This window comes from Pseudomonas sp. RW3S2, from assembly GCF_014268955.1.
Classification (GTDB): domain Bacteria; phylum Pseudomonadota; class Gammaproteobacteria; order Pseudomonadales; family Pseudomonadaceae; genus Aquipseudomonas; species Aquipseudomonas wayambapalatensis.
In genome coordinates this window covers 33,118-46,770 of sequence record NZ_JABWRM010000023.1, presented here as the reverse complement: position 1 = coordinate 46,770, position 13,653 = coordinate 33,118, and the positions used below count along the sequence as shown (strand labels likewise).

Below are 13,653 nucleotides of genomic sequence, written 5' to 3'. Positions count from 1 at the left end.
ATACCCAGTGTGATGAGTGATAGCCCCAAAACGCGGCGGATGGTTGCGGATTTGCACAGCCACTCAAGTAGGACAGTGATCGTTAGCAGGGCGATGGTGAGATAAATTTCCGGCATCGCAAGCGTCTCAGAGAATAAGCGTCAAAGCTGAGACTTGAGGGCCAATTCCGCCTTTGACCTGAGCCTCAAGTGAAACCAGTACATCCGAGGAATGGAAGGTGGGGAGCTGGTTCCTGATCGCGATTGTCGCCGCAGCCCCGGTTGTTCCTCCAGCAATCTTGCCTGCAAGTTTCCCGAAGGCTCCCGCAACTCCCGCTCCTGTAGCAGCGGAGATCGCCGCGCTAACCAACGCCGCCACTGTTATCCGGTTTTCGTTGAGCTGGTCGGCCTGCTCCCTCGTAAGTGGTCTAGATACGAGGATCTTGATATGACAGGGCAGTTTCCCCGGGAGCATCCGGTCGTACAGTTCCCGTGCCTTGATAGTCACCTTGTAGTGCGCTCCATGAACGGATGGCAGGCTCAGCTTGGGGAGGTCACAGCATTGACCCGGTTGGATGATGAATTCGCTGATGTCGAATGCGATCCCGTAGCGTCCGACATAGTGATGAGTCTTTTCAGCTCGCATGCGCGCTCTTCAGCTGATGGGCTGGCCCGACGAGCTGCGAACGATGCCGTGATGGAGATGCAGGAGTCTGCCGGCTTGATCTGGCTTTTCTGTGGGATATCTCCCGCGATCTTGCAAACGGCTCGCTCCCACGGGAGCCGCGCCAGTTTTCGGATTTTCAGCAAGACAGTGGCTGCTGCAAAAATCAACAGATGTGCACTATCGGCAATGCTATGCAAACCTGCATTCACACCTTGCACATTCAGTGATGTTCCTTGCGCGTCACTGCAGGTATGCTCGGGGAAGCCTTTCCGAACTGTCCTGATCCAAGGAGCTGCACGCTGTGTTCAAACATGTCGATGCCTATGCCGGCGACCCGATTCTCTCGTTGATGGAAGCCTTCAAGGTCGATCCCCGCGCCGACAAGGTCAACCTGAGTATCGGTCTGTACTACGACGAAGCTGGCGTGGTGCCGCAGCTGCCGTCGGTGGGCAAGGTCGAGGAGCGTCTGGCCGGCCAGCCGCATGAGGCTTCGCTTTACCTGCCCATGGAAGGCCTGGCCAGCTACCGCCAGGCGATCCAGGCGCTGCTGTTCGGTGCCGACCATCCGGCAGTGACCGGCGGACGTGTCGCCACCGTGCAGACCGTGGGCGGCTCGGGTGCACTGAAAGTCGGTGCCGACTTCCTCAAGCGCTACTTCCCGCAGTCCGAGGTGTGGGTGAGCAATCCGACCTGGGACAACCATCGCGCGATCTTCGAAGGCGCGGGCTTCAAGGTGCACACCTACCCGTACTTCGACCAGGCCACCCGCGGCCTGGACTTCGACGGCATGCTGGCGAGCCTGCAGACCCTGGCCAAGCACAGCATCGTCCTGCTGCACCCGTGCTGCCACAACCCTACCGGCGTCGACCTGAGCCAGAGCCAGTGGCAGCAAGTGGTTGAGGTGGTCAAGGCTCGCGAGCTGATTCCGTTCCTCGACATCGCCTACCAGGGCTTCGGCGAAGGTCTGGCCGAAGACGCCTACGCTATCCGTGAAATGGCCCGTGCCGGTGTGCCGTGCCTGGTCAGCAACTCGTTCTCCAAGATCTTCTCGCTGTATGGCGAGCGGGTAGGGGGCCTGTCGGTGGTCAGCGATGATGCCCAGAGCGCCCAGAGCGTGCTGGGTCAGCTCAAGGCCACGGTGCGCCGCAACTACTCCAGCCCACCCAGCCATGGTGCGCTGCTGGTCGCCGGCGTGCTCGGCGATGCCGGCCTGAACGCCCAGTGGCAGGCGGAAGTCGAGACCATGCGCAAGCGTATCCTCGACATGCGCCAGGGGCTGGTCGATGCACTGGCCAAGCAGTTGCCAGGCCAGGACTTCCAGTTCTTCCTGCGCCAGCGTGGCATGTTCAGCTACACCGGCTTCAGTGCCGAGCAGGCGCGCCGCCTGCGTGACGAATTCGGTGTCTACATCATCGACAGCGGCCGGGTGTGCATGGCTGGCTTGCGTCCGGACAACCTGCAGCGTGTCGCCGAGGCGTTTGCGGCGGTGCAGCAGGGCTGATCCGCCGGGCCAGGCATGCCTGGCCTGTGGGAGCGGGCTTGCCCGCGAAACAAAGAGGTGAGATTACCGACGCCTTCGCGGGCAAGTCGCAGCGGCGAACCGCCGCTCCCACAATGTTCCGCTTCCTTTTCCCAAAACAGGTGCCGTCCCTCGGACGGGGCTTCGCAATCGCACCTATTCAGTGCACAATCGCGCCCCTCTTTTTCGGTTGAGGTGGCGTGAGGCTTCTATTTCGCCACTCTCAGCCTGTTGCAGTCTTGCGAGTGGAGTTGCACCCGGAATGAATGAGCAGGCCCAAAGCGTCGAACAACGCTTCGAATCGACCCAACAAGCCACCCTCGGTAGCTGGTCGCGTCAAGACACCACCTGGATGCTGGGCCTGTTCGGCACGGCCATCGGCGCAGGCACGCTGTTCCTGCCGATCAACGCCGGCCTCGGCGGCTTCTGGCCGCTGCTGATCCTGGCCGTGCTGGCCTTCCCCATGACCTACTACGCCCACCGTGCGCTGACCCGTTTCGTGCTGTCCGGCAGCAAGGGCGGCGATATCACCGAGGTGGTCGAGGAGCATTTCGGCATCACCGCCGGTGCGCTGATCACCGTGCTGTACTTCTTCGCCATCTTCCCGATCCTGCTGATCTACAGCGTGGCGCTGACCAACACGGTCGCAAGCTTCATGGAGCATCAGTTGCACATGACGCCACCCCCCCGCGCGATCCTCTCGTTCGTGCTGATCCTCGGCCTGCTGGCCATTGTGCGCTGCGGTGAGCAGGCCACGGTCAAGGTCATGAGCCTGCTGGTGTATCCCTTTATCGTCGCCCTGGCGCTGCTGGCCCTGTACCTGGTGCCGCACTGGAATGGTGGCATTCTCGATACTGCTGGCCAGTTGCCGTCTGGTTCGGCCTTCCTCCACACCCTGTGGCTGGCGATCCCGGTAATGGTGTTCTCGTTCAACCACTCGCCGATCATCTCGGCCTTCGCGGTTGATCAGAAGCGCCGTTATGGCGAGCATGCCGACGCGCGCAGTGGGCAGATCCTGGCCCGTGCCCATCTGCTGATGGTGGTGATGGTGCTGTTCTTCGTGTTCAGCTGCGTGCTGACCCTGAGCAGCGCGCAACTGGCCGAGGCCAAGGCGCAGAACCTGTCGATCCTGTCGTACCTGGCCAACCACTTCAGCAATCCGGCCATTGCCTTCGCCGCGCCGCTGATCGCGTTCGTCGCCATCGCCAAGTCGTTCCTGGGCCACTACATCGGTGCCAGCGAAGGCCTCAAGGGGATCATCGTCAAGACCGGCCTGCGCCCGGGTGCCAAGGCCCTGGATCGTGTGGTCGCGGCGCTGATGCTGGTGGTGTGCTGGATCGTCGCCACGCTCAATCCGAGCATTCTGGGCATGATCGAGTCGCTGGGCGGCCCGATCCTCGCGGTGCTGCTGTTCCTGATGCCGATGTACGCCATCCGTCGTGTGCCGTCGATGCGCAAGTACAGCGGTGCGATGTCCAACCTCTTCGTCGTGGCGATCGGCCTGGTGGCCCTGAGTTCGGTGGTCTACGGCCTGCTGAACTGAGGCCGTCGCACAGAGCAGGCGGGCGCGCGGTAATCCGCGCCTGCCTGTTGCTCGAAGCTTGCAGCCCGACGCTAAAAGCGATTAACTCGGAATCCTTTTCAAACCCCTATAAGGATTTCTGCCATGGCTCAAGTGACTCTCAAAGGCAACCCGGTTCAGGTCAAGGGCGAGCTGCCCAAGGTCGGTGCCCAGGCGCCTGCCTTTTCCCTGGTCGGCGAAGGCCTGGCCGACAAGTCGCTGAAGGACTATGCCGGCAAACGCAAGGTGCTGAACATCTTCCCGAGCGTCGACACTCCGACCTGCGCTACCTCGGTGCGCAAGTTCAATGCCCAGGCCAATGACCTGGCCAACACTGTGGTGCTGTGCATCTCCGCCGACCTGCCGTTCGCCCAGGCGCGCTTCTGCGGCGCCGAAGGCCTGGAGAATGTAAAGAACCTGTCGACCCTGCGTGGTCGTGAGTTCATCGAGAACTACGGCGTTGCCATCGCCGACGGCCCGCTGGCCGGCCTGACCGCCCGCGCCGTTGTGGTACTGGACGAGAACGACAAGGTGCTGCACGCCGAACTGGTCGGGGAAATCGCCGACGAGCCGAACTACGACGCCGCTCTGGCTGTTCTGAAGTAAACGCGGGCAGAGGGCCGCAGTGCGGCCCCAGCGGTTTACACACTGTTACGCCGGCCCGGAAGCCATTCCGGGCCGTTTTCATTTAAAGTTCATCGTTTTAGCAACGTCAGCCAATGGTAAATGCCTGGTAAAGGCCCTTTGCTAAAGCGATGCCAGTGCTTATCGTTCAATCTCCCCGGTCGCCACTCTCTGAACAAGGTTCGTTCAACCCATGCAAGCTTCTGCCTCCCGTTCTCCCCGTCGCTGGCTGTTCGGCCTGCTGATCATGCTGCTGGTGGCCTTGCTGGCCTGGTGGCTGTGGCCTGCCGCTGCCCCGACGCACAAGGAGCAGGGCGTGCGCATGGGCAAAGGCGGGCGCCCAGGCTTCGGGGCCTCCAGCGACCCGGTGCCGGTGCGCGTCGAACCTGTGCGGGTCGGCGACTTCCCGCTCTACTACAAGGCACTGGGTACGGTCACGGCGGCTAATACGGTCAATGTTCGCAGCCGGGTGGCGGGTGAGCTGGTCAAGATCCACTTCAAGGAAGGGCAGCAGGTCAAGGCTGGCGACCTGCTGGCCGAGATCGACCCGCGCTCGTACCGGATTGCCCTGCAGCAGGCAGAGGGCACCCTGGCGCAGAACCAGGCGCAGCTGAAGAACGCCCAGGTCGATCTGGCCCGCTATAAAGGCCTGTACGCCGAAGACAGCATCGCCAAGCAGACACTGGACACCGCCGAAGCCCAGGTCGGGCAGTTCCAGGGGCTGGTCAAGACCAACCAGGCTGCGGTGAACGACGCACGCCTGAACCTGGAGTTCACCCAGATTCGTGCCCCCATCAGCGGTCGCCTGGGCCTGCGCCAGCTCGATCTGGGCAACCTGGTGGCGGCCAACGACACCACCGCGCTGGTGGTGATCACCCAGACCGAACCGATCAACGTCGCCTTCACCCTCCCGGAAACCGAACTGGCCACCGTGCTCGAGCGCTACCGCAGTGGCGCGCGCCTGCCGGTCGAGGCCTGGGACCGCGGTGACCGCAAGCTGCAGTCCACCGGTGTGCTGGGCAGTTTCGACAACCAGATCGACACCACCACTGGCACCCTGAAGTTCAAGGGTTTCTTCGAGAACAAGGACCTCGCCCTGTTCCCCAACCAGTTCGTCAACGTGCGCCTGCTGGCCGATACCCTCAAGCAGGTGGTGCTGGCCCCGGCGGCGGCGATCCAGTTCGGCAACGACGGCACCTTCGCCTATGTGGTCAACGCCGAGAACAAGGTCAATGTCCGCAAGCTCAAGGTTGGTGCCAGCGACGGCGAGAACAGCGTGATCCTGGAGGGCCTGAAGGCCGGCGAGCGCCTGGTGCTCGAAGGCACCGACCGCCTGCGCGAGGGCACCCAGGTCGAGGTGGTCGACGACAGCTCGCAAGTGCCGACCACCCCTGGCCAGCACCTGCAAGGCCAGGAAGCCAAGGGCTCGGCCCAGACCGGTGAGTCGAGCAAGGCGGGCGCATGAACATCTCGCGGCTGTTCATCCTGCGCCCGGTCGCCACCACGCTGAGCATGCTGGCCATCGTCCTGGCCGGCCTGATCGCCTACAAGATGCTGCCGGTGGCAGCCTTGCCCCAGGTCGATTACCCGACCATCCGTGTCATGACCCTCTACCCGGGCGCCAGCCCCCAGGTGATGACCAGCGCGGTCACTGCGCCGCTGGAACGCCAGTTCGGCCAGATGCCGGGCCTTAGCCAGATGGCCTCGACCAGTTCGGGCGGCGCCTCGGTGCTGACCCTGCGCTTCAACCTGGACATGAACATGGACGTTGCCGAGCAGCAGGTCCAGGCTGCGATCAACGCCGCCAGCAACCTGCTGCCCAGCGACCTGCCGGCCCCGCCGGTGTACAACAAGGTCAACCCGGCCGATACCCCGGTGCTGACCCTGGCCATCAGTTCCGGCACCATGCCGCTGCCCAAGCTCAACGACCTGGTCGACACCCGTGTAGCGCAGAAAATCGCCCAGATCGGCGGCGTCGGCATGGTCAGCATCGCCGGCGGCCAGCGCCAGGCGGTGCGGATCAAGGTCAACGTCGATGCCCTGGCCGCCAACGGCCTGAACCTGGACGATGTGCGCACCTTGATCGGCGCCTCCAACGTCAACCAGCCCAAGGGCAACTTCGATGGCCCGACCCGGGTGTCGATGCTCGATGCCAACGACCAGCTGCGTTCGCCCGACGAATACGCCAACCTCATCCTCAAGTACAACAACGGCGCGCCGCTGCGCCTGAAGGACGTCGCCGAGATCGTCGACGGTGCCGAAAACGAGCGCCTGGCGGCCTGGGCCAATGAAAACCACGCGGTGCTGCTGAACATCCAGCGCCAGCCCGGGGCCAATGTCATCGAAGTGGTCGACCGCATCAAGGAGATGCTGCCGTCGATCACCGACAACCTGCCCGCCGGCCTCGACGTCAGCGTGCTCACCGACCGAACCCAGACCATCCGCGCCGCGGTGCGCGATGTGCAGCACGAGCTGCTGTTCGCCATCGCCCTGGTGGTCATGGTCACCTTCGTCTTCCTGCGGCGGGTCAGCGCCACGATCATTCCGTCGATCGCCGTACCGCTGTCGCTGATCGGCACCTTCGGTGTGATGTACCTGGCCGGCTTTTCGATCAACAACCTGACCTTGATGGCCCTGACCATCGCCACGGGTTTCGTGGTGGACGATGCCATCGTCATGCTGGAGAACATCTCCCGGCACATCGAAGAAGGCGAAACGCCGATGCAGGCAGCGCTCAAAGGCGCCCGGCAGATCGGCTTCACCCTGATTTCGCTGACCTTCTCGCTGATCGCGGTGCTGATCCCGCTGCTGTTCATGGCCGATGTCGTCGGCCGGCTGTTCCGTGAGTTCGCCATCACCCTGGCGGTGGCGATCCTGATCTCGCTGGTGGTATCGCTCACGCTCACGCCGATGATGTGCGCGCGTTTGCTCAAGCGCGAACCCAAGGAAGAAGAGCAGAGCCGCTTCTACCGCGCCAGTGGTGCCTGGATCGACTGGCTGATCGAACGCTACAGCCACGCCCTGACGTGGGTGCTCAAGCACCAGCCGCTGACCTTGCTGGTGGCGGTGGGCTCGCTGGCGCTGACGGTGTTCCTCTACATCATCGTGCCCAAGGGCTTCTTCCCGGTGCAGGACACCGGGGTGATCCAGGGCATTTCCGAAGCCCCCCAGTCCATCTCGTTCAGCGCCATGAGCGAGCGCCAGCAGGCGCTGAGCAAGGTGATCCTGCAGGACCCGGCGGTACAGAGCCTGTCTTCGTACATTGGTGTGGACGGGGACAACGCTACGCTCAACAGCGGGCGCCTGCTGATCAACCTCAAGCCCCATGCCGAGCGCGATGTCACGGCCAGCCAGGTGATCAGCCGCCTGCAGCCGCAGCTCGACCGGCTGGTGGGTATTCGCCTGTTCATGCAGCCGGTACAGGACCTGAGCATCGAGGACCGGGTCAGCCGCACCCAGTACCAGTTCAGCCTGTCCTCGCCTGACCCGGACATGCTCGCCGAGTGGAGCGGCAAGCTGGTCCATGCCCTGCAACAGCGCCCTGAGCTCACCGACGTTGCCAGCGACCTGCAGGACAAAGGCCTGCAGGTGTATCTGGTGATCGACCGCGACATGGCCAGCCGCCTGGGCATCACCGTCGCGCAGATCACCAACGCCTTGTACGACGCCTTCGGGCAGCGGCAGATCTCGACCATCTACACCCAGGCCAGCCAGTACCGCGTGGTGCTGCAGTCGCAGGCGGCGGCCAGCATTGGCCCGCAGGCGCTGGAGTCGATTCATGTCAAGGCCACCGATGGCGGCCAGGTTCGCCTCTCGGCGCTGGCGCGCATCGAACAGCGCCAGGCGCAGTTGGCCATTTCGCACATCGGCCAGTTCCCCGCCGTGATGATGTCCTTCAACCTCGGGTCGGGCGTGTCGTTGGGCGAAGCGGTGCAGGTGATCGAGCAGGTGCAGCAGGACATCGGCATGCCGCTGGGCGTGCAGACCCGCTTCCAGGGCGCCGCCGAAGCCTTCCAGGCCTCGCTGTCGAGCACCTTGCTGTTGATCCTCGCCGCCGTGGTGACCATGTACATCGTGCTCGGCGTGCTCTACGAGAGCTACATCCACCCGGTGACCATCCTCTCGACCCTGCCGTCGGCGGCCGTGGGTGCCTTGCTGGCGCTGCTGCTCAGTGGCAACGACCTTGGGATGATCGCCATCATCGGTATCATCCTGCTGATCGGTATCGTCAAGAAGAACGCGATCATGATGATCGACTTCGCCCTGGAGGCGGAGCGTCACCAGGGCATGAGCCCGCGCGAGGCGATCTACCAGGCCGCGCTGCTGCGCTTCCGGCCGATCCTGATGACCACCCTGGCGGCGCTGTTCGGTGCCTTGCCGTTGATGCTCGCCACCGGCTCCGGCGCCGAACTGCGCCAACCGCTGGGCCTGGTGATGGTCGGCGGGCTGCTGGTCAGCCAGGTGCTGACGCTGTTCACCACGCCTGTCATCTACCTCTACTTCGACCGCCTGGCGCGCCGCTGGCGCCCGGCCGCTGATACCGCGCAGGCCGAGGCATGAACCTGTCCGGACCGTTCATTCGCCGGCCCGTGGCGACCATGCTGCTGAGCCTGGCGATCATGCTGCTCGGTGGCGTCAGTTTCGGCCTGCTGCCGGTCTCGCCGCTGCCGCAGATGGACTTCCCGGTCATCGTGGTGCAGGCCAGCCTGCCAGGCGCAAGCCCGGAGGTGATGGCCTCGACCGTGGCAACGCCGCTGGAGCGCAAGCTGGGCAGCATCGCCGGGGTCAGCACCCTGACCAGCAGCTCAAGCCAAGGCTCGACACGGGTGATCATCGGCTTCGACCTGGGGCGCGACATCGACGGCGCGGCGCGCGAGGTGCAGGCTGCAATCAACGCCACCCGCAACCTGCTGCCCAGCGGCATGCGCAGCATGCCCACCTACAAGAAGGTCAACCCGTCGCAGGCGCCGATCATGGTGCTGTCGCTGACCTCGGACGTGCTGTCCAAAGGGCAGTTGTACGACCTGGCCGACACCATCCTCTCGCAGAGCCTGTCGCAGGTCAGTGGGGTAGGGGAAGTGCAGATCGGCGGCAGTTCGCTGCCGGCGGTGCGCATCGAGCTTGAGCCCCAGTTGCTCAACCAGTATGGCCTGGCGCTGGACGATGTACGCACCGCCGTGGCCAACGCCAACCAGCGCCGCCCCATGGGTTTCGTCGAGGATGCCGAGCGCAACTGGCAGGTACGCGCCAACGACCAGCTGGAAAAGGCCGATGACTACAAGCCGCTGGTGATCCGCCAGCAGAACGGTGCCATCCTGCGCCTGGCCGATGTGGCCAAGGTCAGCGACGGTGTCGAGAACCGCTACAACAGCGGTTTCTTCAACGACGATGCGGCGGTGCTGCTGGTGGTCAACCGCCAGACCAACGCCAACATCATCCAGACCGTGCAACAGATCAAGGACCAGCTTCCGGCCCTGCAGTCGCTGCTGCCGGCCAGCGTCAAGCTCAACGTCGCCATGGACCGCTCGCCGGTGATCAAGGCCACGCTCAAGGAAGCCGAGCACACGCTTCTGATTGCCGTGGTGCTGGTGATCCTGGTGGTCTACCTGTTCCTGGGTAATCTGCGTGCCTCGTTGATTCCGAGCCTTGCCGTGCCGGTGTCGCTGGTGGGCACTTTTGCGGTCATGTACCTGTGTGGCTTTTCGCTGAACAACCTGTCGCTGATGGCATTGATCCTGGCCACAGGGCTGGTGGTGGACGATGCCATCGTGGTGCTGGAGAACATTTCCCGGCACATCGAGAATGGCGCCAAGCCCATGCGCGCTGCGTTTCTGGGTGCCAAGGAAGTGGGGTTCACCCTGCTGTCGATGAACGTTTCGCTGGTGGCGGTGTTCGTCTCGATCCTGTTCATGGGCGGTATCGTGCGCGGGCTGTTCCAGGAATTTTCGATCACCCTGGCCGCAGCAATCCTGGTGTCGCTGCTGGTGTCGCTGACCCTCACGCCGATGCTCTGCTCGCGCTGGCTCAAACCCCATGCCCCACAACACCAGACGCGTTTGCAGCGCTGGAGCGACCGGGTGCACCAACGCATGGTCGAGGGGTACGACAAGAGCCTGGGCTGGGCCGTGCGTCATCGCCGGCTGACGCTGATCAGCCTGTTGGCGACCATCGTGCTCAACGTCGCCCTGTACGTGATTGTGCCCAAGACCCTGATGCCGCAGCAGGATACCGGTCAGTTGCAGGGCTTCGTGCGGGGCGATGACGGGCTGTCGTTCACCGTGATGCAGCCTAAGATGGAAATCTACCGCCGGGCGCTGCTCAAGGACCCGGCCGTGCAGAGCGTCGCTGGTTTCATTGGCGGTAACAGCGGCACCAACAACGCCTTCGTCCTGGTACGGCTGAAACCGATCGCCGAGCGCAAGGAGAATGCGCAGAAGGTCATCGAGCGTCTGCGCAAGGAGTTGCCGAAGGTGCCGGGCGGGCGCCTGTACCTGATGGCCGACCAGGACCTGCAACTGGGCGGTGGCGGGCGTGATCAAAGCACCTCGCAATACCTCTACACCCTGCAAAGCGGGGATCTGGCAGCCCTGCGCGAGTGGTTCCCCAAGGTGGCCGCGGCCTTGCGCAAATTGCCCGAGCTGACGGCCATCGACGCCCGCGATGGTGCCGGCACCCAGCAAGTGACCCTGGTGGTCGATCGCGACCAGGCCAAGCGCCTGGGCATTGACATGGACATGGTCACTGCCGTGCTGAACAACGCCTACAGCCAGCGGCAGATTTCGACCATCTACGACAGCCTCAACCAATACCAGGTGGTAATGGAGATCAACCCCAAATACGCCTGGGACCCGAGCACCCTGGAGCAGGTGCAGGTGATCACGGCCGAGGGTGCGCGGGTGCCGCTGTCGACCATCGCCCGTTACGAGAACAGCCTGGCCAATGATCGGGTCAGCCATGAGGGGCAGTTCGCCTCCGAAGACATCTCCTTCGACGTTGCCGAGGGCTACAGCGTCGACCAGGCCCTGGCGGCGCTGGAGCGCGAGGTGGCCAAGCTGGGCCTGCCGGAGTCGGTGATCGCCAAGCTCGGTGGCAGTGCCGACGCCTTCACCAAGACCGCCCAGGGTCAGCCGTTGATGATCCTCGGTGCGCTGGTTCTGGTGTACCTGGTGCTGGGCATCCTCTACGAGAGCTACATCCACCCGCTGACCATCCTCTCGACCCTGCCGTCGGCGGGGGTTGGTGCATTGCTCACGCTTTACGTGACCGGCGGGGAGTTCAGCCTGATCTCGTTGCTGGGGCTGTTCCTGCTGATCGGGGTGGTTAAGAAGAACGCCATCCTGATGATCGACCTGGCCCTGCAACTGGAGCGCAATGAAGGCCTGTCGCCGGAAGAGTCGATCCGTCGCGCCTGCCTGCTGCGCCTGCGACCGATCCTGATGACCACCATCGCCGCCATCCTCGGCGCATTGCCGTTGCTGCTCAGCCAGGCCGAAGGCGCGGAAATGCGCCAGCCGCTGGGCCTGACGATCATCGGTGGCCTGGTCTTCAGCCAGATCCTCACCCTTTACACCACGCCCGTGGTCTACCTGTACCTGGACCGCGCGCGCCACCGTTTCAACCGTTGGCGCGGCGTGCGCACCGACGCCGCCCTGGAAACCCCGCTATGAACTTTGCCCAGACCCCGCTGCACCGCGCCCTGCAATTGCTGACCCGTGGCCGTGGATCGCGCCTGCTTGGCGCCGGCCTGTGCGTGGCGATGCTCAGTGCCTGCACCCTGAGCCCCGATTATCACCGCCCCGAGGTCAGCACCCCGACGCAGTTCAAGCAGGCCGAGGGCTGGACCCAGGCCAACCCCTCGGATGCCATCGCCCGCGGTGCCTGGTGGGAGCTGTATGGCGACAAGGGCCTGAACGCCCTGGTCGAGGAACTCAACCTCAGCAACCAGACGGTCGCCCAGTATGAAGCGCAGTACCGTCAGGCCCAGGCCCTGGTACGCAGCAGCCGGGCGTCGCTGTTCCCGTCGCTGAACCTCACCACCAGCAAGAACCGTTCAGCCCAGGGCACTGGCAGTTCCAGCTCGAGCCTGTCGAACAACAGCAGCGGCATTCGCGACACCTACAACGCGCAGTTGGGCGTGAGCTGGGAAATCGACCTCTGGGGCAAACTGCGCGAGACCATGAATGCCAACGAGTCCAGCGCCCAGGCCAGCCTCGCCGACATGGCGGCGATTCGCCTGAGCCAGCAGTCGGAACTGGTACAGAACTACCTGCAGCTGCGGGTCATCGACGAACAGAAACGCTTGCTCGAAGCCACTGTGGCCGCTTACGAGCGCTCGCTGCGGATGAACGAGAACCAGTACCGCGCCGGCGTCGCCGGCCCGGACGCCGTCGCCCAGGCACGTACCCAGCTCAAGAGCACCCAGGCCGACCTGATCGACCTGGCCTGGCAGCGCGCCCAGTATGAAAATGCCATCGCCGTGCTCATGGGCAAGGCGCCGGCGGAGTTCTCGCTGGCCGCCAGCAACGATATCCCTGCGCTGCCGCCGATCCCGGTGAGCTTGCCGTCGCAGTTGCTGGAGCGTCGTCCGGATATCGCCTCGGCCGAACGCAAGGTCATGGCCGCCAACTCGAACATCGGCGTCTCGCGCGCGGCCTATTTCCCCGATCTGTCGTTGAGCATGAATGGCGGCTATTCGAGCAGCAGCTTCAACAACTGGATCGAGCTGCCGAATCGCTACTGGTCGGTGGGGCCACAACTGGCATTGACCCTGTTCGACGCTGGCAAGCGTAGCGCCGAGGTGGACCGCACCGTGGCGGTCTACGACCAGACCGTAGCGCAGTATCGCCAGACGGTGCTCGATGGCTTCAAGGAGGTCGAGAACTACCTGGTGCAGTTGAAGGTGTATGCCGACGAAGCGGTGGTACGCCAGGAAGCGCTGGATGCTGCCCGTGAATCGTTGCGCCTGACCGAGAACCAGTACCGTGCCGGATTGATCGGCTATCTGGATGTGGTGAACGTGCAGACCACGGCGCTGAGCAACGAACGCAGTGTGCTGAATCTGCTGCAGGGGCGCCTGGTGGCCAGCGTGCAGTTGATCGCGGCATTGGGCGGCGGCTGGGAAGCGGGGCCGGCGTTCGCAGAGGCTGACAAACAGTAAGGTTGCAGTGCCGGCGTTATCGCGGGGCAAGCCCGCGATAACGCCGGCACCGTGCGTAACCGACCGCGGGATCTTCCACCCTGTAGTCCCCGCAAAATCCCGTGCCTTTCCTCCCTGTTCGCGTAAAATCCTCCGCCTTTTCCGGGC

At 63.9% G+C, this 13,653-nt stretch carries 8 protein-coding genes; 7 read left to right on the top strand and 1 reads right to left on the bottom strand.

The annotated features are described in order from the left end of the window. Window positions 1-126 precede the first annotated feature (126 nt). A complete protein-coding gene (locus HU748_RS23855) occupies window positions 127-624 on the bottom strand; it encodes a hypothetical protein (RefSeq protein ID WP_186722201.1) in 498 nt (165 codons plus the stop codon). 322 nt (window positions 625-946) lie between these two features. On the opposite strand from HU748_RS23855, the gene HU748_RS23850 reads away from it, so the two are divergent. From HU748_RS23850 to HU748_RS23820, 7 genes are all read left to right on the top strand, one after another. Next, on the top strand, window positions 947-2,146 hold the full coding sequence (locus HU748_RS23850) for an amino acid aminotransferase (RefSeq protein WP_186664305.1): 1,200 nt from the start codon (window positions 947-949) through the stop codon (window positions 2,144-2,146). A 280-nt stretch (window positions 2,147-2,426) separates the two neighbouring features. After that, window positions 2,427-3,707: a serine/threonine transporter gene (locus HU748_RS23845; protein ID WP_186664307.1), complete on the top strand. Its 1,281-nt coding sequence runs from the start codon at window positions 2,427-2,429 to the stop codon at window positions 3,705-3,707. Window positions 3,708-3,830: 123 nt separating this feature from the next. Beyond that, window positions 3,831-4,331, top strand: coding sequence for a thiol peroxidase (gene tpx, locus HU748_RS23840; RefSeq protein ID WP_186664309.1), 501 nt, complete (start codon window positions 3,831-3,833; stop codon window positions 4,329-4,331). A 211-nt stretch (window positions 4,332-4,542) separates the two neighbouring features. Further along, on the top strand, window positions 4,543-5,814 hold the full coding sequence (locus tag HU748_RS23835; RefSeq protein WP_186722200.1) for an MdtA/MuxA family multidrug efflux RND transporter periplasmic adaptor subunit: 1,272 nt from the start codon (window positions 4,543-4,545) through the stop codon (window positions 5,812-5,814). Beyond that, complete coding sequence (locus HU748_RS23830) at window positions 5,811-8,909, top strand: MdtB/MuxB family multidrug efflux RND transporter permease subunit (protein ID WP_186722199.1); 3,099 nt, start codon at window positions 5,811-5,813, stop codon at window positions 8,907-8,909. The genes HU748_RS23835 and HU748_RS23830 overlap by 4 nt, the downstream gene beginning before the upstream one ends. Continuing rightward, window positions 8,906-12,016 carry an efflux RND transporter permease subunit gene (locus tag HU748_RS23825; RefSeq protein WP_186708926.1) on the top strand — a complete coding sequence of 1,037 codons (3,111 nt, stop codon included), beginning with the start codon at window positions 8,906-8,908 and terminating at the stop codon, window positions 12,014-12,016. Before HU748_RS23830 ends, HU748_RS23825 begins: the two co-directional genes overlap by 4 nt. Then, window positions 12,013-13,506 carry an efflux transporter outer membrane subunit gene (locus HU748_RS23820; protein ID WP_186722198.1) on the top strand — a complete coding sequence of 498 codons (1,494 nt, stop codon included), beginning with the start codon at window positions 12,013-12,015 and terminating at the stop codon, window positions 13,504-13,506. Before HU748_RS23825 ends, HU748_RS23820 begins: the two co-directional genes overlap by 4 nt. The last annotated feature ends 147 nt before the right edge of the window (window positions 13,507-13,653 follow it).

Coding starts and splice junctions, on each gene's coding strand:
- HU748_RS23855 (WP_186722201.1), bottom strand. CDS start 624: ATGCGAGCTGAAAAGACTCATCACTATGTCGGACGCTACGGGATCGCA.
- HU748_RS23820 (WP_186722198.1), top strand. CDS start 12,013: ATGAACTTTGCCCAGACCCCGCTGCACCGCGCCCTGCAATTGCTGACC.
- HU748_RS23835 (WP_186722200.1), top strand. CDS start 4,543: ATGCAAGCTTCTGCCTCCCGTTCTCCCCGTCGCTGGCTGTTCGGCCTG.
- HU748_RS23830 (WP_186722199.1), top strand. CDS start 5,811: ATGAACATCTCGCGGCTGTTCATCCTGCGCCCGGTCGCCACCACGCTG.
- tpx (WP_186664309.1), top strand. CDS start 3,831: ATGGCTCAAGTGACTCTCAAAGGCAACCCGGTTCAGGTCAAGGGCGAG.
- HU748_RS23825 (WP_186708926.1), top strand. CDS start 8,906: ATGAACCTGTCCGGACCGTTCATTCGCCGGCCCGTGGCGACCATGCTG.
- HU748_RS23845 (WP_186664307.1), top strand. CDS start 2,427: ATGAATGAGCAGGCCCAAAGCGTCGAACAACGCTTCGAATCGACCCAA.